At 73.0% G+C, this 23,186-nt stretch carries 16 protein-coding genes; 8 read left to right on the forward strand and 8 right to left on the reverse strand.

Annotated features, from left to right (window positions below; genetic code table 11):
• Window positions 1-52 precede the first annotated feature (52 nt).
• The 3 genes from ACIP4X_RS24265 to ACIP4X_RS24275 form a co-directional block, all read right to left on the reverse strand.
• Entirely contained in the window at window positions 53-556 is a 504-nt protein-coding gene (locus ACIP4X_RS24265) for an ATP-binding protein (protein WP_358737958.1), read from the reverse strand.
• A 272-nt stretch (window positions 557-828) separates the two neighbouring features.
• Window positions 829-1,596 carry an enoyl-CoA hydratase-related protein gene (locus tag ACIP4X_RS24270; RefSeq protein WP_358737957.1) on the reverse strand — a complete coding sequence of 256 codons (768 nt, stop codon included), beginning with the start codon at window positions 1,594-1,596 and terminating at the stop codon, window positions 829-831.
• A gap of 320 nt (window positions 1,597-1,916) precedes the next feature.
• On the reverse strand, window positions 1,917-3,161 hold the full coding sequence (locus tag ACIP4X_RS24275) for an Ig-like domain-containing protein (RefSeq protein ID WP_358737955.1): 1,245 nt from the start codon (window positions 3,159-3,161) through the stop codon (window positions 1,917-1,919).
• 386 nt (window positions 3,162-3,547) lie between these two features.
• Between ACIP4X_RS24275 and glgX the strand changes: the two genes are divergently transcribed.
• Window positions 3,548-5,818 (forward strand): glycogen debranching protein GlgX, encoded by a 2,271-nt coding sequence (glgX, locus tag ACIP4X_RS24280; protein ID WP_358737953.1) that lies wholly within the window; start codon window positions 3,548-3,550, stop codon window positions 5,816-5,818.
• On the opposite strand, the gene ACIP4X_RS24285 is transcribed toward glgX, so the two are convergent.
• Genes ACIP4X_RS24285 through ACIP4X_RS24300 form a run of 4 tightly spaced genes read right to left on the reverse strand, consistent with a single transcriptional unit; the run spans window position 5,815 to window position 9,370 of the window.
• Window positions 5,815-6,456: a response regulator transcription factor gene (locus ACIP4X_RS24285; RefSeq protein ID WP_358737952.1), complete on the reverse strand. Its 642-nt coding sequence runs from the start codon at window positions 6,454-6,456 to the stop codon at window positions 5,815-5,817. The genes glgX and ACIP4X_RS24285 overlap by 4 nt on opposite strands.
• Window positions 6,446-7,696, reverse strand: coding sequence for a sensor histidine kinase (locus ACIP4X_RS24290; RefSeq protein WP_401350531.1), 1,251 nt, complete (start codon window positions 7,694-7,696; stop codon window positions 6,446-6,448). Before ACIP4X_RS24290 ends, ACIP4X_RS24285 begins: the two co-directional genes overlap by 11 nt.
• A gap of 25 nt (window positions 7,697-7,721) precedes the next feature.
• Complete coding sequence (locus ACIP4X_RS24295; RefSeq protein WP_401350534.1) at window positions 7,722-8,471, reverse strand: ABC transporter permease; 750 nt, start codon at window positions 8,469-8,471, stop codon at window positions 7,722-7,724.
• Complete coding sequence (locus ACIP4X_RS24300) at window positions 8,468-9,370, reverse strand: ABC transporter ATP-binding protein (protein WP_358737946.1); 903 nt, start codon at window positions 9,368-9,370, stop codon at window positions 8,468-8,470. The genes ACIP4X_RS24295 and ACIP4X_RS24300 overlap by 4 nt, the downstream gene beginning before the upstream one ends.
• Window positions 9,371-9,578: 208 nt before the next feature.
• On the opposite strand from ACIP4X_RS24300, the gene ACIP4X_RS24305 reads away from it, so the two are divergent.
• From ACIP4X_RS24305 to ACIP4X_RS24330, 6 genes are all read left to right on the forward strand, one after another.
• Window positions 9,579-11,423: an ABC transporter ATP-binding protein gene (locus ACIP4X_RS24305; protein WP_401350537.1), complete on the forward strand. Its 1,845-nt coding sequence runs from the start codon at window positions 9,579-9,581 to the stop codon at window positions 11,421-11,423.
• Window positions 11,420-13,279, forward strand: a complete 1,860-nt coding sequence (locus ACIP4X_RS24310; RefSeq protein WP_401350540.1) for an ABC transporter ATP-binding protein — start codon at window positions 11,420-11,422, stop codon at window positions 13,277-13,279. The genes ACIP4X_RS24305 and ACIP4X_RS24310 overlap by 4 nt, the downstream gene beginning before the upstream one ends.
• A gap of 15 nt (window positions 13,280-13,294) precedes the next feature.
• Window positions 13,295-15,025, forward strand: coding sequence for an ABC transporter transmembrane domain-containing protein (locus ACIP4X_RS24315; RefSeq protein WP_401350543.1), 1,731 nt, complete (start codon window positions 13,295-13,297; stop codon window positions 15,023-15,025).
• A complete protein-coding gene (locus tag ACIP4X_RS24320; RefSeq protein ID WP_401350545.1) occupies window positions 15,022-16,812 on the forward strand; it encodes an ABC transporter ATP-binding protein in 1,791 nt (596 codons plus the stop codon). The genes ACIP4X_RS24315 and ACIP4X_RS24320 overlap by 4 nt, the downstream gene beginning before the upstream one ends.
• Before the next feature lie 382 nt (window positions 16,813-17,194).
• On the forward strand, window positions 17,195-18,853 hold the full coding sequence (locus ACIP4X_RS24325; RefSeq protein WP_401350548.1) for a M4 family metallopeptidase: 1,659 nt from the start codon (window positions 17,195-17,197) through the stop codon (window positions 18,851-18,853).
• Window positions 18,854-18,924: 71 nt separating this feature from the next.
• A complete protein-coding gene (locus ACIP4X_RS24330) occupies window positions 18,925-19,443 on the forward strand; it encodes a DUF1990 family protein (RefSeq protein ID WP_391458169.1) in 519 nt (172 codons plus the stop codon).
• Between the two features lie 67 nt (window positions 19,444-19,510).
• Here the strand turns inward: ACIP4X_RS24330 and ACIP4X_RS24335 are convergent, their stop codons facing one another.
• Complete coding sequence (locus ACIP4X_RS24335; RefSeq protein ID WP_391458167.1) at window positions 19,511-22,129, reverse strand: alpha-glucan family phosphorylase; 2,619 nt, start codon at window positions 22,127-22,129, stop codon at window positions 19,511-19,513.
• A gap of 344 nt (window positions 22,130-22,473) precedes the next feature.
• On the opposite strand from ACIP4X_RS24335, the gene ACIP4X_RS24340 reads away from it, so the two are divergent.
• The coding region (locus ACIP4X_RS24340) for a maltotransferase domain-containing protein (RefSeq protein WP_401350551.1) at window positions 22,474-23,186 on the forward strand (713 nt) is incomplete at its 3' end.

The following is a 23,186-nucleotide window of genomic DNA, read 5'->3' on the forward strand; positions in this document are numbered from 1 at the left end:
CGATTCACACGTATGGGCGCGAAATGAGCGTCAGTCAGTCAAGGACCGACGGTCAGCGGTCGGCCACGCGCATCTCGAACCAGGTCGTCTTGCCCCGCGGCAGCAGATCGACCCCCCAGCGGTCGGACAGCTTGTCGACGAGGAACAGCCCGCGCCCGCTGACGTCCAGCTCCTGCACGGGCATCAGACAGGGCAGTCCCCGGGAGGGGTCGCGGACCTCGACGCGGAGCCAGCCGCGGCGGCGGCGCATCCGCAGCCCGAAGACGCGGGCGCCGGTGTGCCGCACCGCGTTCCCGACGAGTTCGGAGACGAGCAGGACGGTGTCCTCGGCCAGTTTCGGGGACAGCCCCCACTGGCGCAGCACGACGACCTGGGTGAGCCTGCGGGCGATGGCGGCGGACTCGGGGAGGGACGGGAGCGGAACCTCGCACTCCGCCGGGTTGCCGTGCGACTCCAGCGCTTCGAGCGCCCGTTCGTCCTCGACCGCGGGCGACCAGCGCGCCGCGGTCACACGTGACTGTCCCCGCGGCTGTCCGATGCCTTCCAGCCCCGCCATGCCCCCATCATGGCCGTCCGGCGCCTCCGGCGGGGCCGTTCCGGCGTAATGCGCCGCGCGGGCGCCGTCCGCGCACGGCTTGCGCACGGCAGGCGCCGGTGGCACTTCGGGTCCGTCGAAAGCCCCGTCGACCTGGGCGGACGGATCGGTTGGAGGCAATCGACCGGCTCCCTCGGCAAGGCAGGCTTGAAGCTGGCTCAAGGCTGCCACAAACCGCCCGCCGAGGGGCCGGAATCAGACGTCACGTCAATTGCAAGACCCCGAGCGGTTTTTCACAGGAATTTCGCCTTGCCGGGGCCCTCCTCGACGAAGCTGCGCATGCCGCGCTCGCGGTCCTCCGTGGCGAACAGGCCCGCGAACCAGTTGCGCTCGATGGCGAGCCCGGTCTCCAGGTCCGTCTCCAGGCCGGCGTCGACCGACTCCTTGGCGGCGCGCAGCGCGATCGCGGGCCCCTGGGCGAGCCGGGCGGCCCAGGCGTGGGCCGCCTCGTACACCTCGGCGGCCGGGACCACGCGGTCCACCAGGCCGATCGTGAGGGCCTCGTCGGCCTTGACCTGACGGCCCGTGAAGATGAGGTCCTTGGCCTTGGAGGGGCCGATCAGCCGGGACAGCCGCTGGGTGCCGCCCGCGCCCGGGATCAGGCCGAGCAGGATCTCCGGCTGGCCGAGCTTGGCGTTGTCGGCGGCGATGCGGTAGTCGGCGCAGAGCGCGAGCTCGCAGCCGCCGCCCAGCGCGTAGCCCGTGACCGCGGCGACCACCGGCTTGGGGATGCGGGCCACGGCGGTGAAGGAGTCCTGCAGGGCGCGGGCCCGCACGACCATGGCCGCGTGGTCCATCACCTGCATCTCCTTGATGTCCGCGCCCGCCGCGAACACCTTCTCGCCGCCGTAGATCACCACGGCGCGCACGTCCTCGCGCCGGGTGGCCTCCTCGGCGAGCTCCCTGATCCGGTCCTGCGTCGCGACGTCGAGCGCGTTCATGGGCGGGCGGTCGAGGCGCAGCGTGCCGACGCCCTCGGCGACTTCCAGAGATACGGTCATGACGGCAGGTTAACCGGCACTAACGGCGGCTTGCCCGGTGCGGTCGGTCACACCCGGCCGGGGGTCCGGGGGTCGCCCCCCGGGCAAACACAGCACCGGGGCTGACGGCGGCTTGCCCGGTGCGGTCGGTCACACCCGGCCGGGGGTCCGGGGGTCGCCCCCCGGGCAAACACAGCACCGGGGCTAACGACGGCTTGCCCGGTGCGGTCGGTCACACCCGGCCGGGGGTCCGGGGGTCGCCCCCCGGGCAAACACAGCACCGGGGCTGACGACGGCTTGCCCGGTGCGGTCGGTCACACCGGGCGGAGCCGTCGGAGTGGCTAGGCCTTCCAGTCGTCCCAGGACATGTTCCAGCCGTTCATGCCGTTGTCCGGGGCCACGGTGCGGTCCTGGGAGTTCTTCACGACGACCACGTCGCCGATCATCGAGCGGTTGAAGAACCAGGCGGCCGGCACCCCGCCGTCGTAGCCGCCGCGCACGTCGCGCAGGCCGACGCAGCCGTGGCTGGCGTTGTAGTTGCCGAAGGCGCCGCCGCCCCAGTAGTTGCCGTGGATGAAGGTGCCGGAGTTGGTCAGACGCATGGCGTGCGGGACGTCCTTGATGTCGTACTCGCCGCCGAACCCGACCGTCTCGCCGTTCATGCGGGTCACCGTGAGCTTCTCGGTGATGACCATCTGGCCGTTCCAGGTGGCGTTGCCCGGCCGGCCGGCGGTGATGGGGATCGTCCTGACGACCTTGCCCTCCCGCATGACCTTCATGGTGTGCTTCTTGGCGTCGACCACGGAGACCTGGTTGCGGCCGATCGTGAAGGAGACCGTCTTGGACTGCTTGCCGTAGACGCCGGGGCGGCCCTGGACGCCGTCGAAGTTGAGCTTGACGGTGACCTTGGTGCCGGCCTTCCAGTAGTGCTCGGGCCGGAAGTCGAGCCGGTCGTTGCCGAACCAGTGGCCGGCGACCTCGACGGCCGGCTCGGTCTTGATCTCGATCGCCTTCTCGACGGCCTTCGGGGCCGTGATGCCCCGGGTGAACCGGAGGGAGAACGGCATTCCGACGCCGACGGTGGAGCCGTCCTCGGGCGTGAAGTAGCCGACGAAGGTGTTCTGCGGCGTGAGCGTGGTGAAGCTGGAGTCCTCGGCCGCCTCACGGCCCGCGGAGTCCTTGGCGACGGCGTGCACCGTGTACTTGGTGGAGGCGGCCAGGTGGAGGTCCGGCGTCCACGAGGTGCCGTCGGCGGATATCCGCCCGGCTATCGCGGTGCCCTTGCCGTCCTTGACGTCGACCTGGGTGAGCTTGCCCTTGCTCGCACCGACCTTGAGCGCCCCACTGGTGTCGACGGACTTGGCGCCGTTCTCGGGCGCGATGGTCACGACCGCCTGCGACTGCTCGCTGCGGGCGCTGTCGGCGTCCTTGTTCTTCCCCGTACCGGACCCCGCGCCCTGGCTGTCTCCCCCGCCGCAGGCGGTGACGGCCAGGAGCAGCACGCCGGAAGCCAGCGCGAGCAGCCCCTTGCTCCCCCGTCGCCCCCGCGCGCCCACCGACGTCCCCGATATCGGCCGCACGTTCACTTGTTTCTCCCCTCCCCGGGCCGGCCCGACCCGTAACCCCAGCGCGTCGTACGCGCTCTGGCGCATATTAACCACAAGGTCAGAGGCGAGATGTCAGCCGATTGTCACTGTTCCGTCCCAACTTCAACGATCCCCGGAAATCAGCCTGTTCAGCGGATGCGCCGTGTGCGCCCGGTCATGTGCCTCACGGGCCGCCCGACGACCGGCGTGCCCCCGGGAAACGTGAATGCGAGGCAAGCTCTGGGCAGAACAGTGGGGAGGAACGCGCGACGGGGAGCCGCGACCGGGGGTCAGCCGCAGGGGGGCGGGGCCGGAGGCGGGCACGAGCCGGAAGAGCCGCACTGAGCCGCAGAGAGCCGCGAGAGCCGAAAAAAGGGGCCGCCCTGGTGTCCAGCGCAGCCGAACAGGAGGCGGTGGCGGGCGGGCTCGCCACCGGGGAGGAGCGGCCGTCCGCCGCCGTGAACGGCGTGCGGCGGGCCGCGCCGCCGTCCGGCGTGCCCGTGTGGCCGGGTGCGCCGACACCGCTGGGCGCCCGTTTCCGGGCGGGCCCGGACGGGGCGGCCGGCACCGGCTTCGCGCTGTGGGCGGGCGGGGCGGAGGCGGTGGACCTGTGCCTGTTCGACGGTCCTGGCCCGGACGCCAGGGAGACGAGGGTCCGGCTGACCGAGCTGACGCACGAGACCTGGCACGGTTTCGTGCCCGGGATCCTGCCGGGGCAGCGCTACGGCTACCGCGTGCACGGCCGCTGGGACCCGTGGACCGGCGCCCGCTGGAACCCTGCGAAGCTGCTGCTCGACCCGTACGCGCGCGCGGTGGACGGCGAGTTCGCGTTGCCGCCCGAGGTCTACGGTCACGTACGCGACTGGCCGGACCAGCACGTCGCGGACACCGTGCGCGACGAACGGGACTCCGCGCCGTACGTGCCCAAGGGGGTCGTCGTCCACGATGACGACGACTGGTCCGACGACCGCCGCCCCGGCACGCCGTGGGCGGACTCGGTGATCTACGAACTGCATGTGCGCGGCTTCACCAGGCTGCACCCCGACATCCCCGTGGAACTGAGGGGGACGTACGCCGGTCTCGCCCACCCGGCGGCCGTCGAGCACCTGGTGAGGCTGGGCGTGACGGCGGTGGAGCTGCTGCCGGTGCACCAGTTCGCGCACGAGGACCACCTGTTGCAACGCGGACTGCGCAACTACTGGGGCTACAACTCGATCGGCTACTTCGCGCCGCACGCCGGCTACGCCTCCTCCGGCACCGCGGGAGCACAGGTCGGCGAGTTCAAGCGGATGGTGCGCGCCCTCCACGCGGCCGGGATCGAGGTGATCCTCGACGTGGTCTACAACCACACGGCGGAGGCCAACGAGTACGGCCCGACACTGTCGTTGAAGGGCGTCGACAACCAGCGCTACTACCGCCTCCAGCCGGACGCCCGCAGGTACGCCGACTACACCGGCTGCGGCAACACCCTGCACGTGGTCCAGCCGAACGTGCTGCGTCTGATCACCGACTCGCTGCGGTACTGGGTGACGGAGATGGGCGTGGACGGATTCCGCTTCGACCTCGCCGCCGCGCTGGCCCGCGCGATGCACGACGTCGACATGCTCTCGCCGTTCCTCGCGGTCATCGCGCAGGACCCGGTGCTGCGCCGGGTCAAGCTGATCGCCGAGCCGTGGGACGTCGGCTCGGGCGGCTACCAGGTGGGCGCCTTCCCGCCGCTGTGGACGGAGTGGAACGACCGCTACCGCGACACGGTGCGGGACTTCTGGCGGCACGCGCTGCCGGATGTGCGGGAGATGGGCTACCGGCTGTCCGGTTCCAGCGACCTGTACGCCTGGGGCGGCCGCCGCCCCTACGCCTCCGTCAACTTCGTCACCGCGCACGACGGTTTCACCCTGCGCGACCTGGTGTCCTACGAGCGCAAGCACAACGAGGCCAACGGCGAGGGCAACCGGGACGGCACCGACGACAACCGCTCCTGGAACTGCGGCGCGGAGGGTGAGACGGACGACGAGCGGGTGCGGGCGCTGCGGCGGCGGCAACTGCGCAACCTCGTGACCACCCTGCTGCTGTCGACGGGTGTGCCGATGCTGGTCGCGGGCGACGAGCTGGGGCGCACCCAGGGCGGAAACAACAACGCCTACTGCCAGGACAACGAGACGGGCTGGCTGGACTGGAGCCTGCTGGAGGACCCCGGCTGGCGGGAGCTGTCGGAGCTGACCGCCCGTCTGATCGCGCTGCGCCACCGGCACCCGGTGCTGCGTCGCCGCGCGTTCTTCTCGGGGCGCGCGCACTCGGCGGACGGGCTGCGGGACCTGGCCTGGTTCACCCCGTGCGGCATGGAGATGACGGAGCAGGACTGGTACGCCCCCGCGGCCACCCTGGGGATGTACCTGTCCGGCCGGGACATCCCGGGCCGCGACGAGCGCGGTGCCCCGATCGTCGACGACAGCTTCCTGGCGGTGCTGCACGCCGGGGACCGCCCGGTGGACTTCGTCCTGCCGGGGCCGCCGTGGGCGCGGCGGTACGAGGTGGTCGTGGACACCTCGCGGGAGGATCAGGCGCAGCCGCCGGACACGGCGCACGCCGCGGGCGAGACGATCGCGGTGCCTGCGCGGTGCGTACTGCTGCTCAAGGCCGTGGACCAGGGCCTCTAACGGAGGATGCCCCGCTTGTAGGCGACCGCGACCGCCGCCGCGCGGTCCTTGACGCCGAGCTTGGCGTACAGGTGGGTGAGGTGGGTCTTCACGGTGGCTTCGCTGATGAACAGCTCGCGGGCGATCTCCCGGTTGGAGGTGCCCGTGGCGACCAGGGCCAGCACCTCGCGCTCGCGGGCCGAGGGCGGCTCGTTGCCGGGGGCGGGCGACCGGACCGCGGAGACCAGCCGGGAGGCCACGGCCGGGGAGAGGACGGTGCGGCCCTCGGCCGCGGCGCGGACGGCGGTGAACAGCTCGTCGCGCGGGGCGTCCTTGAGCAGATAGCCGGTCGCGCCCGCCTCGATCGCGGGCAGGGTGTCGGAGTCGGTGTCGTACGTCGTCAGGACCAGCACCTCGGCGCGGGCGCCGCGGCGGGTCAGCTCCCGGATGGCGTCCACGCCGGAGCCGCCCGGCATGCGCAGGTCCATCAGGATCACGTCCGGGTCGAGCGCGGCGGCCTTCCGGACCGCCTCGACGCCGTTCGGCGCCTCGCCGAGGACGGTGAATCCGGGCGCGGACTCGAACATGCCGCGCAGGCCGTCGCGCACGACGGGATGGTCGTCGACGATCAGCAGGGAGATCACGGCGTCATCGGTCATGGCGCACCAACGGTACGCGAGCCGAGACGGCCGTGCCGTGCCCCGGCTCCGACTCGACCGTGAGGGAGCCCGCGATGCGCTCGGCGCGGGCCCGCATGCCGTGCAGGCCGAAGCCGCCGCCGCGGGTGCGCTCGGGTACGGCGGCCGGGTCGAAGCCGGTGCCGTCGTCGCGGATGTCCAGCGTGACCTCGTCGCCCATGAAGGACAGGGTCACCCCGACCCGGGCCGGGCGGGCGTGCCGGGCCGCGTTGGACAGCGCCTCCTGGGCGATGCGCAGCAGGGTCGCCGAGACCTCGTCGTGGAGCTGCTCGGCGGTGCCGGTGACGGTGAAGCCGGCCCGTACTCCGGTGCGTTCGCCCCATTCGGCGACCGTCTTCGTCAGCGCCCCCGGCAGCCCGTCGGCGGCGAGGGCGACCGGGGCGAGGTTGTGCACCGAGCGGCGGGCCTCGCCGAGACTGTGCCGGGCCAGGCCGGAGGCACGCTCCAGATGGACGCGGGCGGTGTCCAGGTCGGGGGCGTTCGCCACGACCTGGAGCTGGGCGATGATCCCGGTGAGGCCCTGGGCGAGGGTGTCGTGGATCTCGGCCGCGAGCCGGCGGCGCTCGTCGGCGACGCCCGCCTCCCGTGCCTGGACGAGCAGTTGGGCGTGCAGCGCCGCGTTCTCGTCGAGGGCCTGCTGCAACGCCGTGTTGGTGCGCTCCAGTTCGGCGATGGTGTCGGCCTGGACGACGGCGCGGGCCTGCTCCTGCTCGGCGTACCGGGTGAACACACTGACCAAGCACATGTTGACGGCCAGGACCAGGAGGAAGCCGAGCCACAGGATCGGCCCGTGCGGCGGCATGCCGCCGATCTCGCTGCCGGACATGGTGACGGCGGTGAGGAACAGACCGGGCATCACCAGGCGGCGGGGCAGCTCGCGGCCCGCGGTGTAGTAGCCGGTCACGGCGTAGAAGGCGAAGAACGGGTTGATCCAGGTCAGCACGAAGCCCACGGCCCAGCGCAGGAGATAGAGGACGGCACCGGTACGGCTCGGACCCGGCCGCCTCCGTCTCGCCCTCGCCCAGCCCGCCTGCAGCACGACGGCCGCGGCCACGAGCACGCCCGAGACGGCCGTCTCGGACCGGTCCATGCCGATCAGGCGGGCGGACAGGGCCGCCGCGACGACACCGGCGGCCAGCAGCGCCCAGGGCCCCCAGGTGTCGAAGGAGGCCCGGGGCTGCTGGTGCGCCGTGCACGTCATCCCACCAGTGTCCGGCACGGGCCGCTCACTCCCAGCGGAACCAGCGCGCGGCCCCCGCGGTGAGCAGCACCGCCCACGCGGCCGTCACCCCGAGGTGGGTCCAGCCCGGCCAGTGGCCCGCCGCGGCCTGGTTCAACGCCTGGGCGGCGGCGCCGAACGGAGTGAAGCCGACGATCCGGGCGAGCACGTCCGGCATGGCCTGTACCGGCAGCCACAGGCCCGCGCTGAACATCATCGGGAAGAGCGCCGCGGACCCGATCGCGCCCGCGATCCGCGTGGTGCGGGACAGCGCGGAGATCATCGCGCCCAGCGCGAGCGCGGCGGACACGGCCAGCAGCAGGGCGAGGACGTAGCCGAACGGCTGCCTCGGCAGGGTCACGCCGAAGGCGAGCCGGCCGACGGTGAGCGCGAGCAGCGCCGAGGCCAGGGCCGCGCCCCCGAACACCACCATGTGCGCGGACAGCAGCGCGGCGGGCCGGACCGGGGTGGTGGACATCCGGCGCAGGATGCCGCGCTCGCGGTAGCCGGTGAGGACCTGCGGCATGCCCTGGAGCCCGCCGAGGAGCAGCCCGAGCAGCACCGTGACGGGCACGTAGGCGTCGATGGGGCGCAGGCCCCCGAAGGACGGGTCGGCCTGGCGGAAGGACGGGATGGAGCCGAGGATCACCAGGAGCAGGGTGGGGAACAGCAGAATCCAGAAGACCGCGCCGGGCTCACGGCCGAACAGGCGGATCTCGGTGCGCAGTACGGCCGGGTCGACCAGGGTGTCGCTCATGCCTCGACCTCCGTCAGGTCCAGGAACGCGTCGTCGAGGGTGGCGTCGGTGACGCGGAGTTGGTGGGCGGTGATGCGGTGGCGGGCGAGCAGCGTGATGACGGCGTTGACGGTCTCGTCGGACCCGGAGAGCGTGATCCGGCCGTCCTTGCGGGCGATGGAGGCGAGTCCGGGCAGCGCGTTCAGATCACCGTCGTCCAACGGCGCGGACGGGGTGAAGCTGATGACGGTGGCACCTGCCGAACGCCGGATCAGGCCCTGCGGGGTGTCCAGGGCGGCGATCCGACCCCGGTCGATCACGGCGATCCGGTCGCACAGCCGCTGCGCCTCCTCCATGAAGTGCGTGACCAGCAGCACCGTGACCCCGCCCGCGCGGACGTCCTCGATGAGCTGCCAGGTGTCGCGGCGGGCGCGCGGATCGAGGCCGGTGGTCAGCTCGTCAAGGACGACGATCCGCGGGTTGCCGACGAGGGCGAGCGCGATGAACAGCCGCTGTTTCTGGCCGCCGGAGAGCTTGGCGAAGCGGGTGGTGAGCTTCTCGGTCAGGCCGAGACGTTCGGCCAGCGGCCGCCAGTCGGCCGGGTCCGGGTAGAACGACGCGTACAGCTGGAGCGCCTCGCGGACGGTGAGCTTGGCCTGCAGCTCGCTCTGCTGGAGCTGGGCACCGAGCACACGGGCGACCTGTTCGTGGTCCGCGACGGGGTCGAGGCCGGTGACGCGGACGCGGCCCGCGTCGGGGACGCGCAGGCCCTCGACGCACTCGACGGTGGTGGTCTTGCCGGCGCCGTTCGGGCCGAGGATGCCGAAGATCTCACCCTCCTCGACGGCGAAGGAGACGCCGTCGACGACGGTCCGGCCGCCGTAGGACTTGCGCAGTTCGCTGACTTCGATGACGGACATGGCACCAGGGTCGCGGCGGAGGGGGCCCGCGCACATCGCCCGGCACGCTCGAAGCCGCATCAGCCGATCGGTTGACGCGGCCCTACGACCGGACCGCGCCCGGCATGGTTCCCGCGGTCGAAGACGCAGGTCGTAGGACCAGGGGCGGAGTCCGGTCCGGTCAAAACTCGGTGGGCGCCGCCGGTGCCGGTCCGTAGGCTCGCCCATGATGCCCACGACACCTGACACCCCCGAGGACCGCGGCGACCGCCCCGGTCCGACCGGCCGTTCGGCCGTCCGCACCCTGCTGCGCCTGTGGCCCTACGTACGGCCGGTCCGCATACGGCTGTTCATCGCCGCGTCCACCGCGATCGTCGCCTCCTGCGTGGGGCTGGTGATCCCGCTCGTCCTGAAGTGGATGGTGGACGGGCCGATCGCCGACCGCGATCCGCGCGGCGTGTGGCTCGGCGCGCTGTACCTGCTGCTGCTCGGGGTCGGGGAGGCGCTGCTGTTCGGGCTGCGGCGGTGGCTGGTGGCGCGGCCGCTGTCGCACGTCGAGGCGGAGATGCGGGCGGGCCTGTACGGGCATCTGCAACGGCTGCCGGTCGCCTTCCACGACCGTTGGGCGTCGGGGCAGTTGCTGTCCCGGGGCACGACGGACCTGATGCTGGTGCGCATGTTCCTCGCCTTCCCGCTGATGTTCCTGCTGGTCAACGGGGTCACCATTCTCGTGGGCGTGGTCATCATGCTGACGCAGGACTGGACGCTCGGGCTGGTGATGCTGGCGCCCGCCGTGCCGCTGATCGCCTTCAGCGCGGTCTTCGAGAAGCGGTACGCGCACGCGGCGCGGCTGGCGCAGGACCAGGTCGGGGATCTGACGACGGTGGTCGAGGAGAGCGTGCTCGGCATCCGCGTCATCAAGGGGTTCGGCAGGCACCGCAGCCAGGCGCGCGCGTTCCGCGACCTGTCGCGGACCCTGCGGGGCACGGAGCTGCGCAAGGCCCGTCTGCTGGCGGCCATCTGGGCGGTCATCATGACCCTGCCGGAGGTGGCCATCGGGGCCACGCTGGTGGTGGGCTCGGTGCAGGTCGCCTCCGGCGGTCTCTCGGCGGGGACCCTGGTCGCCTTCCTGTCCACGGCGCTCGCCCTGCGCTGGCCGGTGGAGTCGATCGGCTTCCTGCTGGCGATGAGCCAGGAGGCGGCGACGGCGACCGAGCGGTACTTCGAGGTGATGGACGCGGAACCGGAGTCGGGGCGGCCGGCGCCCGGCGCGCGTACGCCCGTGCCGGCCGGCGGCCCGGACGGCCCGGCGTGCGAGGGGCTGCGCTTCGACAACGTCCGCTTCCGCTACCCCGACGCCCCGCCCGGATCCCCGCCCCTCCTGGACCGCGTCGACCTGCACGTCCGCCCCGGTGAGTCGATGGCCCTGGTCGGGGCGACCGGCAGCGGCAAGACGACCCTGACGGCGCTGGTCCCCCGCCTCCACGAGGTGACCTCGGGGCGGATCACGCTGGACGGCGAGGACATCACCGCGATGTCCCGCGAGGAACTGCGCGCGATGGTCGCGGTGGCCTTCGAGGAACCGACCCTGTTCTCGGCGAGCGTCGGCGACAACGTCCTGATGGGCGCCGACGGCAGCGCCGGGGACGCCGAACTGGACCGCGCGCTGTCCGTCGCCCAGGCCGGCTTCGCGCACGCCCTCCCCGAGGGCACCGCGACCCGGGTCGGCGAGCAGGGCCTCAGCCTCTCCGGCGGCCAGCGGCAGCGCCTCGCGCTGGCCCGCGCCGTCGTCGGCGGGCCCCGGTTCCTGATCCTGGACGACCCGCTGTCCGCCCTGGACGTGCACACCGAGGCGGCCGTGGAGGCGGCCCTGCGCCAGGTGCTGAGCGACACCACCGCCCTGATCGTGGCGCACCGTCCCTCCACGGTCCTGCTCGCCGACCGGGTCGCCCTGCTCTCCGGCGGCCGGATCACCGCCGTGGGCACCCACCACGAACTGCTGCGCACCAACGCCGAGTACGCCCGTCTGATGTCGGGCGGACGCTCGCCGGAGAAGGAGGACGACGAGCGATGACGGCCCCCACGAAGCCCGTCCGGGCCACCGGCGACGCGCAGGACCCGCCGCGCCCCGAGGACACCGGCGACCCCTTCGACCGCGACGTCCTGCCCACCCCGCCGGGCGCCACGGCCGCCCTGCTGCGTTCCCTGCTGGCGCCCATGAGGGCCCGGGTCGCCGGCACCACGCTCCTGCTGCTGCTCCAGCAACTCGCCGTCCAGGCGGGCCCGCTGCTTGTGGCGTACGCGATCGACACCGCCGTACCGGCGTTCCGCGACCACGACCACGGCCCGCTCGTCGCGGTGGCGGTCGGCTATCTGCTGTGCGCGCTCGCCTCCGGCGCGCTCCAGTGGGCGTTCATCGTCACCTCGGCCCGGATCAACCAGGACGTGCTGCTCGATCTGCGCGGCCGGATCTTCCGCCAGGGGCAGGCGCTCAGCGTCGACTTCCACGAGCGCTACACCTCGGGCCGGCTGATCTCCCGCTCCACCACGGACGTGGAGTCGCTGCGCGAACTGCTCAGCGAGGGGCTCCAGGAGCTCGTCACGGTCGTGCTGTCCTTCGTCTGCATCTCGGCGATGCTGCTGTGGCTGGACCTGGGTCTCGGCGCGGTGGCGGTGGCGTCCTTCCTGCCGCTGTACCTGCTGGTCCGGACGTACCGGCGGCGCGCGGGCCGGGTGTTCCAGGACCGGTCGACCGCGATCGCCGCGGTGATCGTGAAGTTCGTGGAGACGATGAACGGCATCCGGCCGGTGCGCGCGTTCCGCCGCGAGGCCGCCAACGACGCCGCTTTCCGGGACCTGAACCGGCGCCACGAGCGCACCAACGGCGACGCCCTGCTGGAGATGGCCCGCTATGTCGTCGGCTCCCGGCTGGTGGCCAACACGGCGGTCGCGGTGATCGTGCTGTGGGGCGCCTACCGGGTGGCGGACGGTTCGCTGGAGCTGGGTGTGCTGGCGGCGGCGGTGCTGTACCTGCGCCGGCTGTACGACCCGATCGACCGGCTCGGCATGTTCCTCAACTCCTACGAGTCGGCGGCCGCGTCGCTGGAGAAGATCGCGGGTTTGCTGGCGCAGACGCCGTCCGTGCCCGAGCCGTCGGCGCCCCGGCCGCTCCCGGCGCCGAGGTCGGACCTGCCCGGCCGCGAGGTGGTCTTCGACGGGGTCGGCTTCGGCTACCGCACCGGCGGAGAGGTGCTGCCCCGTTTCGAGCTGGTCGTTCCGGCCGGGCAGACCGTCGCCGTGGTCGGCTCCACCGGCGCGGGCAAGTCCACGCTGGCCAAGCTGCTGGCCCGCTTCTACGACCCCTCCATCGGGCGCGTGCTGCTCGACGGGGTGGACCTGCGCGAACTCGCCTCGTCCGAACTGCGGCGCGGGGTGGTCATGGTGACGCAGGAGGCCTTCCTGTTCTCCGGCACGGTCGCGGAGAACATCGCGATCGGCCGTCCGGACGCCACCCGTGAGGAGATCGAGCAGGCGGCGAAGGCGATCGGCGCGCACGACTTCATCAGCGCCCTGCCCGACGGCTACGACACGGACGTACGCAAGCGGGGCGGCCGCATCTCCGCGGGCCAGCGGCAACTGGTCTCCTTCGCACGGGCGTTGCTCGCCGATCCGGCGGTGCTCATCCTCGACGAGGCGACCAGCTCGCTGGACGTCCCGGGCGAGCGGGCGGTGCAGACGGCGATGGCCACGGTGCTGCGGGGGCGTACGGCGGTGGTGATCGCCCACCGGCTGTCCACCGTGGAGATCGCCGACCGGGTGCTGGTGATGGAGCACGGCCGGATCGTGGAGGACGGCGCCCCGGCCGAACTCGTGGCGGGCACGGGCCGCTTCGCCGACCTGCACCGCGCCTGGCGCGACAGCCTGGCCTGAGAGGACGGGGCACACGTGATCGACGCCTACGAGGATCCCGGGACAGCCGACTGCCGGGGCGGATGGCGGTATCTGTGGTGGCTGGTGATGCGCCAGCCGGGCCGGTCGGCGGCCGGGGCGCTCCTGGCCAGCGCGTGGATGGTGCTGCTCGCGGCGACGCCCTACCTGATGTCCCGCGCGATCGACGACGGGCTCCAGCCGGGGAACATGGCCGCGCTGGCCGGCTGGACCGGGCTGCTCGTCGCGGTCGGGGTGTTCAACGCCTGGCTGAGCCTCATGCGGCACCGCACGATGACCCGGGTGCGGATGGACGCCAACTTCCGCACCGTCAAGGTCGTCGTCGACCACGTGGTCCGGCTGGGCGCCGCGCTGCCGCGCCGGGTGGGAGCCGGGGAGGTCGTCACGATCGGGGTCGGCGACGTCCAGACGATCAGCACCTGCCTGACCGTGGTCGGCCCGGGGGTGGGCTCGGTCGTGGTCTACGCGGTCGTGGCCGGGCTGCTGCTGTCGGTCTCGGCGCAACTGGCGGCCGTCGTCCTGCTCGGGGTACCGCTGATCGCGGTGCTGGTGGGGCCCCTGATGCGGCGGTTGCAGGGCGCGGAGGGCGAGTACCGGGAGCGGCAGCGCGTGCTGACCGCGCGGATCGACGACCTCGCGGGCGGGCTGCGGGTGCTCAACGGGCTCGGCGGCAAGGGGCTGTTCGCGGACGCCTTCCGCCGCGACTCGCAGCGGCTGCGGGCGCAGGGCTACCGGGTGGGCGCGGTGACCAGCTGGATGCAGGCCCTCGGGGTGGGCCTGCCGACCCTGTTCCTGGCCGTGGTGACCTGGCTGGCGGCCCGGCTGGCCGCCGAGGGGCGGATCACCGTGGGCGAGCTGGTGTCGGTGTACGGCTATGTGGCCGTGCTGGTGGGGCCGGTGGCGTTCTTCGTCGACCTGGGCCACCAGCTCGGCCGGGGCGTGGTCGCGGCCCGCCGGGTGGCACGGCTGTTGCGGGTGCAACCGGAGGAAGACACCGGAACGCACGACGGGCCGGGCGAACCGGCGGTGCTGTACGACCCGGTCTCCGGGGTCCGGGTGACGCCCGGCCGGCTGACCGCGCTGGCCGGGGCCCGGCCCGCCGACGCGGCGGCCGTGGTCGACCGCCTGGGGCGGTACGAGCCGTCCGCGGCCACCTGGGGCGAGCTGCGGCTCGACGCGATCGGACTGCCCCGGGTCAGGGAGCGGATCCTGGTCGCCGACAACGAGGCCGACCTGTTCGCCGGGACCCTGCGGGAGCTGGTGTGCGGGCGCCGGGAGCGCGCGGACGCCGAGGTGGCGCGGGCGGTGCGCGCGGCCGTCGCCGAGGACGTCGTGCAGGGGCTGCCGGACGGGCTCGACTCGGCCGTGACCGCGCAGGGCCGCTCTCTCTCCGGCGGTCAGCGGCAGCGGGTCCGGCTGGTGCGGGCGCTGCTGGCCGACCCGGAGGTGCTGCTGGCGGTGGAGCCCACCTCGGCGCTCGACGCGCACACCGAGGCCGCGGTCGCCGACCGGCTGCGCGGGGCCCGCGAGGGCCGTACGACGGTCGTCACGACCACCTCCCCGCTGGTGCTGGACCACGCCGACACCGTCCACTACCTGGTCGACGGCAAGGTCGCCGCCAGCGGCAGCCATCGCGAACTGCTCGACTCGGAGCCGGGTTACCGGGCGCTGGTGGCGCGCGACACCGGGGACGGCGACACCCTGACCGCACAGGAGGCAGCACAGTGACGGATCGGGCTCCCGGGCGGCTGCCGGTCGCCGGACCGGCGGACGTACGACGGGCGGCGCTGCGGCTGGTCCGGGCGGACCGGCGGGCCTTCGCGGCCGTGCTGGCGCTGAACGCGCTGGCCGCCGTCGCCGGACTCGCCGGGCCCTGGCTGCTCGGCCGGATCGTGGACCACGTGCGGGCCGGGGGCGGGGTCGGCGCCGTGGACCGGATGGCGCTCGCCATCCTGGTGTGCGCGCTGGCGCAGTTGCTGCTGGCGCGCTGGGCCCGGTACGTGGGCCACCGCTTCGGCGAACGCACGCTGGCCCGGGTGCGCGAGGAGTTCGTCGGCCGGGCGCTGGGCCTGCCCGCCTCGGTGGTCGAGCGGGCCGGCACCGGCGATCTGACCACGCGCGGCACCGCCGACGTGGCCACCGTGGGCACGACGCTGCGGGACGTGGGGCCCGAACTGCTGGTGTGCGGCATGGAGGCACTGTTCGTGCTGGTCGCGGTGTTCGTGCTCGACCCGCTGCTGGGCGTCGTGGGCGTGCTGGCGCTGACCCCGATCTGGTTCGCGCTGCGCTGGTACCTGCGCCGGGCGCGGGACGGCTACCTCGCGGAGGGCGCGGCCACCTCCGAGGTGGCCGAAGTGCTGGCGGCGACCGCCTCCGGAGCCCGTACGGTCGAGGCGTTCCGCCTGGCCGGACGGCGGGTCGCGGCGAGCCGGGACGCGCTGGAGACGTCCCGGCGCACCCGCCTGTACACGCTGTTCCTGCGCAGCGTGTTCTTCCCGGCGGTGGAGGTGTCGTACGTCCTGCCCGTGGCCGGGGTGCTGCTGGTGGGCGGTGTGCTGCACGGGCGCGGGACGGTGAGCCTGGGCGCGGTGGTGGCCGCCGCGCTGTATCTGCGGCAGTTCACCGAGCCCCTCGACCAGATCCTGATGCGCGTGGAGCAACTCCAGAGCAGCGGGGCCTCCTTCGCGCGGGTGGAGGGCCTGGCGCGGGCACCGGAGGCCGTGCCGGGCGGCTCACCGGAACCGGCGGACGACCGCATCGACGTGACCGGGGCGCGCTACGCCTACGAGCGCGGCGGCGAGGTGCTGCGCGGGGTCGACCTGACGGTGCGTCCCGGGGAGCGGCTGGCGGTGGTCGGTCCGTCCGGTGCGGGCAAGAGCACGCTGAGCAGGCTGCTGGCCGGCGTCGACGCGCCGACGGCGGGCTCGGTCACCGTGGGCGGGGTGCCCGTCGCCGGTCTGGAGCCGGAGCGGCTGCGCCGGCAGGTGGTCCTGGTCACCCAGGAGCACCACGTGTTCCTCGGCACGGTCCGGGACAACCTGCGCATCGCCGAACCCGCCGCCACCGACGAGCAGGTGTGGTCGGCCCTGGCCGCCGTGGGGGCCGGCACCTGGGTGCGGGAACTGCCGCAGGGCCTGGACACCGCCCTCGGGGCGTCCGGGCACCGCACCGACGGCTCGCAGGCCCAGCAACTCGCCCTGGCCCGCGTGGTGCTGGCCGACCCGCACACCCTGATCCTGGACGAGGCCACGGCGTTGCTCGACCCGGCCACGGCCCGGCACACCGAGCGTGCCCTCGCCGCCGTCCTGCGGGGCCGCACGGTCGTCGCCATCGCCCACCGCCTGCACACCGCCCACGACGCCGACCGGGTCGCCGTCATGGAGGACGGCCGCCTGACCGAACTGGGCACCCATGACGAGCTGGTGGCCTCCGGCGGGGCGTACGCGGCGCTGTGGCACACCTGGCACGGGGACGGCGGGACGCCGTCGGGCGAGGGCGGCGGCGCGGTCTCGTAGGAGCCGCCGCGGACTGCCCCGCGGCCGGGGCGGACCGCCCGCCGAACCTTCTGATTTCGGTCGACATCGTGCCGTCCTGCCAGGGGGACCACGGCATCGATCCGGCCGCTCGGATGACTGAAAACCGCCCCTCCCCCGGCGGGCTCCGCGGCCGGGACCTCGGACACCGGATCCGAGGTCCAAGCCGTGTTCCGGGGCCTGTTCATGACGCCGCAACATTTACCGGACAGTCATCTTTGAGCCAACATCACTTCCGGGCGCTGACATGTACGCGTCCTTGGTGCCACTCTTCCTCCACCCGCCGCACGAGCACAGCACCCTCACCCCCGATCCGGGCCGGCAGCCCCACGCCGAACCGGGCACCCCCACATAAGGAGCTTGTGTGACTCCCCGCTACGCGCGTCACAAGCGCATCACTCTGGCCGTCGCCACCGCCGTCGCCGCCGGAGCCCTCCTCAGCACCGGTCTGACCACCAGTGCCTCGGCCCAGACCACGGCCGAACCCAAGGGCGCGGCCCACCTCGCCGCCGCCCCCACCTTCCTCACCGCCGCCGCCCGCACCTCGCTGATCCAGCGGGCGGAGGCCGACTCCTCCGAGACCGCCCAGGAGATAGGCCTCGGCGTCAAGGAGAAGCTGGTCGTCAGGGACGTCATCCAGGACGCCGACGGCACGGTGCACACCCGTTACGAGCGCACCTACGCCGGTCTGCCCGTCCTCGGCGGCGACCTGATCGTCCACAGCTCCAAGGCCGGCAAGACCCAGGGCGTGACCAGAGCGAACAAGGCGGCCATCAAGGTGGCCACGCTCACCCCGAAGGTCGCCACCGCCAAGGCCGAGAAGCAGGCCGTGACGCTGGCCAAGGCCGCCGGTTCGGAGCAGACCGCCGCCGACCAGGCCCCGCGCAAGGTCATCTGGGCGGGCGAAGGCACCCCGGTCCTCGCCTACGAGACGGTCGTCGGCGGTCTCCAGGAGGACGGCACCCCGAACCAGCTGCACGTCATCACCGACGCGGCCACCGGCAAGAAGCTCTACGAGTACCAGGGCATCGAGACCGGCACCGGCAAGACCCTCTACTCGGGCACCGTCAGCCTGACCACCACCCTGTCGGGGTCGACGTACCAGCTGTACGACACCACCCGCGGCGGTCACAAGACCAACAACCTGGCCGGCGGCACGTCCGGCACCGGCACCCTGTTCACCAACACCACCGACGTGTGGGGCACCGGCACCGCCTCCAGCTCCACCACCGACCAGACGGCGGCCGCGGACGCCGCCTACGGCGCCCAGGTGACCTGGGACTTCTACAAGAACACCTTCGGCCGCAGCGGCATCAAGAACAACGGCGTGGCCGCCTACTCCCGGGTCCACTACGGCAACAACTACGTCAACGCCTTCTGGGACGACAGCTGCTTCTGCATGACCTACGGCGACGGCTCGGGCAACACCCACCCGCTGACCTCGCTGGACGTCGCCGGCCACGAGATGAGCCACGGCGTCACCGCCAACACCGCCAAGCTGAACTACTCGGGTGAGTCCGGCGGCCTGAACGAGGCCACCTCGGACATCTTCGGCACCGGTGTGGAGTTCTACGCCAACACCGCGCAGAACCCGGGCAACTACCTCATCGGCGAGCAGCTCAACCTCAACGGCAACGGCACCCCGCTGCGTTACATGGACAAGCCCAGCAAGGACGGCGCCTCCGCCGACTACTGGTCCTCCACGGTGGGCAGCAAGGACGTGCACTACTCGTCCGGCGTCGCGAACCACTTCTTCTACCTCCTCTCGGAGGGCAGCGGCGCCAAGACGATCAACGGCTACAGCTACAACTCGCCGACGTACAACGGCGCCACGGTCACCGGCATCGGCCGCGCCAAGGCGCTGCAGATCTGGTACAAGGCGCTGACCACGTACATGACGTCGACCACCAACTACAAGGCCGCCCGCACGGCGACCCTGAACGCGGCGTCGGCGCTGTACGGCTCCAGCAGCACCGAGTACAACGCGGTCGCCGCGGCCTGGACCGCGGTCAACGTGACCTGATCACAGGCTGGTTGAACGGTGCGGCCCCCGGGAGGACCTTCCTTCCGGGGGCCGCCCTACGCTTGGGTCGCATGTCGACGGCACACTTCACCTACGAGGAGGTCGGCGCGACCCGCGAACAGGGTCACTGCCCGCCCGGCTTCCACCCTCTGCGCGTGCGCACCCGCATAGGCGAGGGCGGGGAGGTGTTCCGCCGGGCCTCCGAGGCCGTGATGACGTGGGAGATGCACCGCGCCCTCGGCGTCGGCATCGAGGCGAGCGCCGAACGGGCCGCGCCCGGCACCGAGGTCACCGTCAGCCTCGCCGGCGTGCTCCGCGCCCCCTGCCGGGTGGTCTGGACGGCGGAGGAGACCCGCCTCACCGGCTGGGCGTACGGCACCCTGCCCGGCCATCCCGAGTGCGGTGAGGAGGCCTTCCTCGTGAACCGCACGGGCGACGGCACCGTCTGGCTCACGGTCACCGCCTTCAGCCGCGCGGCCAGGTGGTACACCCGGGCGGCCGGCCCCTTCACCCGCGCGTTCCAGCACACCTATGCCCACCGCTGCGGCACGACCCTGCGCAGGCTGTGCGCGGACATCCCGCAGCCGTGACCCGGGGATGCCCCGGGGCAGGGCGCACGCGCCGGAGCCCGGGCCCCGAAGGGCCCGGAAGGCCGGGTCAGCGCAGCAGGACACCCGCCGTCTCGCCGGCCTCCTCCGGGGGAACCGTCACCAGGCCCAGTTCCGCGGGGGACGACAGGAAGCGGTGGGTGGGGAGGATGCGCACCGTGTAGCCGTAGGGGCCGGTGCGGTCCAGGGACAGCGGGCCCTCGTAGACCCAGCGGCCGTCGGAGTCGGGGGCGCCCGCGGGTTTCAGGGGGACGGCGGTGGCGTCGGTGATGCGGTCCTCCTCGTCCACCCGGCCCGAGACGGCCTGCACCTCCACGTCGTCCGGACCGAGGCTGCCCAGACCCACCCGCACCCGCAGGCCGAAGGCGGCACCGAGTTCGGCGGTGGCCGTACTGGCCGAGGTCTCCACGTGGTCGACGGTCACCTCGTGCCACGCCGCACGCACCCGCGCCTTCCACGCCGCGAGCTCGCGTGCCGCGTCCGGGCCGAGCGCGCGGTGGGCCTGGGCGGCGGGGGCGTACAACCGCTCCACGTACTCCCGGACCATGCGGCCCGCCAGCACCTTCGGGCCGAGCAGGGACAGCGTCCGGCGGACCATCTCGATCCACCGCTCCGGCAGCCCGCCCCGCCCGCGCTCGTAGAAGCGCGGCGCGACCCGCTGCTCCAGCAGGTCGTACAGCGCGGCGGCCTCGACGTCGTCGCGGTGGTCCGGGTCGGTGCCCGCCCCGTCCGCCGTCGGGACGGCCCAGCCGAAGTCCGGCTGGAACCACTCGTCCCACCAGCCGTCCAGCACGGACAGGTTCAGACAGCCGTTGAGCGCGGCCTTCATCCCGGAGGTCCCGCACGCCTCCAGCGGACGCAGCGGATTGTTCAGCCACACATCGCAGCCGTGGTACAGCTTCTGCGCCATCGCCATGCCGTAGTCCGGCAGGAAGACGATCCGGTGGCGCACCCGCGGGTCGTCGGCGAACCGGACCAATTCCTGGATGAGCCGCTTCCCACCGTCGTCCGCCGGATGCGCCTTGCCCGCGACCACGATCTGCACCGGCCGCTCGGGGTGCAGCAGCAGATCCATCAGCCGGTCCCGGTCACGCAGCATCAGCGTCAGCCGCTTGTACGACGGGACCCGCCGGGCGAAGCCGATCGTCAGCACCTCCGGATCGAGGACGCCGTCGATCCAGCCCAGCTCCGCGGTCCCGGCGCCGCGCTGCCGCCAGGAGGCCCGCAGCCGGCTCCGCACCTCGGTCACCAGTTGCTCGCGCAGTTCGCGGCGCAGCTCCCAGACGTCCAGGTCGGGGATGTCGGCGACGGCGTCCCAGCGGTCGGAGCCGCCCACCGTCAGCGCGTCCTCGGTGCGCTGGGCGCCGACCTGCCGGGCACCGAGCCGGAACACCTCCGGGGCGACCCACGTCGGGGCGTGCACCCCGTTGGTCACCGAGGTGATCGGCACCTCGTCTGGGTCGAATCCCGGCCACAGTCCGGCGAACATCTCCCGGCTGACCCTGCCGTGCAGCAGCGAGACGCCGTTGGCGCGCTGGGCCAGCCGCAGGCCCATCACCGCCATGTTGAACAGGTTCGGCTCGCCGCCGGAGTACGTCTCCATGCCCAGCCGCAGGATCCGCTCGACCTCGATGCGGGGCAGCTCGGCGTCGGGCCCGAAGTGGCGGGCGACCAGCTCCCGGTCGAAGCGGTCGATCCCGGCCGGGACGGGCGTGTGGGTGGTGAACACGGTCCCCGCCCGCACCGCCTCCAGACCCGCGTCGAAGTCCAGCCCCCGGTCGCACAGCTCGGCGATGCGCTCCAGGCCGAGGAAGCCCGCGTGGCCCTCGTTGGTGTGGAACACCTCCGGGTCGGCGTGGCCGGTGAGCCGGCAGTACGTCCGCACCGCCCGCACCCCTCCTATGCCCAGCAGCATCTCCTGGAGGAGCCGGTGCTCGCTGCCGCCGCCGTAGAGCCGGTCGGTCACCCCGCGCTCGCCGAGGTCGTTCTCCTCGACGTCGGAGTCCAGCATCAGCAGCGGAATCCGGCCGACCTGGGCGACCCAGATCCGGGCGTGCAGCGCCTTTCCGCCGGGCAGCGCCAGCGAGACCCGCGCCGGGGCCCCGTCGGACTCCTTCAGCAGGGTGACGGGCAGCTCGTGGGGGTCGAGGACCGGGTAGTGCTCCTGCTGCCAGCCGTCGCGGGAGAGGGTCTGCCGGAAGTAGCCGTGCCGGTAGAGCAGCCCCACCCCGATCAGCGGCACGCCGAGGTCGCTGGCCGCCTTCAGATGGTCCCCGGCGAGGATGCCGAGGCCGCCGGAGTACTGCGGCAGGGCCGCCGTGATCCCGAACTCGGGCGAGAAGTAGGCGACCGCGGCGGGCAGGCCCTCGGCGCCGGCCTGGTACCAGCGGTCACCGGTCATGTAGTCGTGCAGGTCGTCGGCGGCGGCGGTCAGCCGGCGCAGGAAGCGGCGGTCGCCGGCCAGCTCGGCCAGCCGTGGCGCGGGCACACCGCCGAGCAGGCGCACGGGGTCGCCGCCCGAGGAGGCCCAGCGCTCGGGGTCGACGGACTGGAAGAGGTCACGGGTCTCGGCGTGCCAGGACCAGCGCAGGTTGCGGGCCAGCTCGCTGAGCGGGCGCAGGGGCTCGGGGAGAACGGGACGGACGGTGAACCGACGGATCGCCTTCACATGCCACCTCGGCGCGTTCGCTGGATGGACGCACTGCGCTGTGCGCCCCGTCACACAAAACCGTACCGGTCCGAGTGCGGGCACCGCTGGGTTCGGACACTGTCCGACATCGACCTGAACAGACCGGTTCGACACTGGTTGCGTCCGTGTCCGGACTGGACCGGTCTTGTGTCTGGACATACGCGCGAGTAGTTAACAAAGTGCCGGATTGCTCACCCGAATAGGGTGGGAAGGCTCCTCCGGTACACCGACAGCAGGACCACGCACGACCCAGCAGTACACCGCAGGACCCACCTCCCCACACACATCCGCCCACACCCACGTTGAAGCGGACAGGAGCGGTCATGCCCGCCACGCACCACTCGGCAGCAGCACGGACAACCAGCAAGAGCGGCCCCGGCGCCGCCGGCCGGCCAGGCGCCGACGCGCAGGCCCGCCCCCGGGCAGCCGCCCATGAGACCCCGCCGGCTCCCGGGCGGCCCCCAGGGGGTGCCACGGCCGTCGGACGGATCCCCGTCCTCGACGTCCGCCCGTGCGTCCAGCACGGCCGCAGGCCCGCCAAGGCGGTGACCGGAGAATCGTTCGAGATCTCGGCCACCGTCTTCCGTGAGGGCCACGACGCGGTGGCCGCGAACGTCGTCCTGCGCGATCCGGAGGGCCGGGCCGGCCCGTGGACGCCGATGCGCGAACTGGCCCCCGGCACCGACCGCTGGGGCGCCACCGTGACGGCCGGCGCCCCAGGACACTGGACGTACCAGGTGGAGGCCTGGGCGGACCCGGTCACCACCTGGCGGCACCACGCGCGGATCAAGATCCCCGCGGGTATGGACACCGGCCTGGTCCTGGAGGAGGGCGCGCGCCTGTACGAGCGCGCCGCCGCCGGAGTGCCCGAGGGCCCCGAGCGGGACACGGTGCTCGCCGCCGTGGCGGCGCTGCGGGACGAGAGCATGCCGGCCGCGGCTCGGCTGGCGGCGGGGTTGACGCCGGAGGTGGACGCGGTCCTCGCCGGTCGTCCGCTGCGGGACCTGGTCACCGCCTCCGAGCCGCTGGCCCTCCT

The organism is Streptomyces sp. NPDC088817, assembly GCF_044750345.1.
GTDB lineage: Bacteria > Actinomycetota > Actinomycetes > Streptomycetales > Streptomycetaceae > Streptomyces.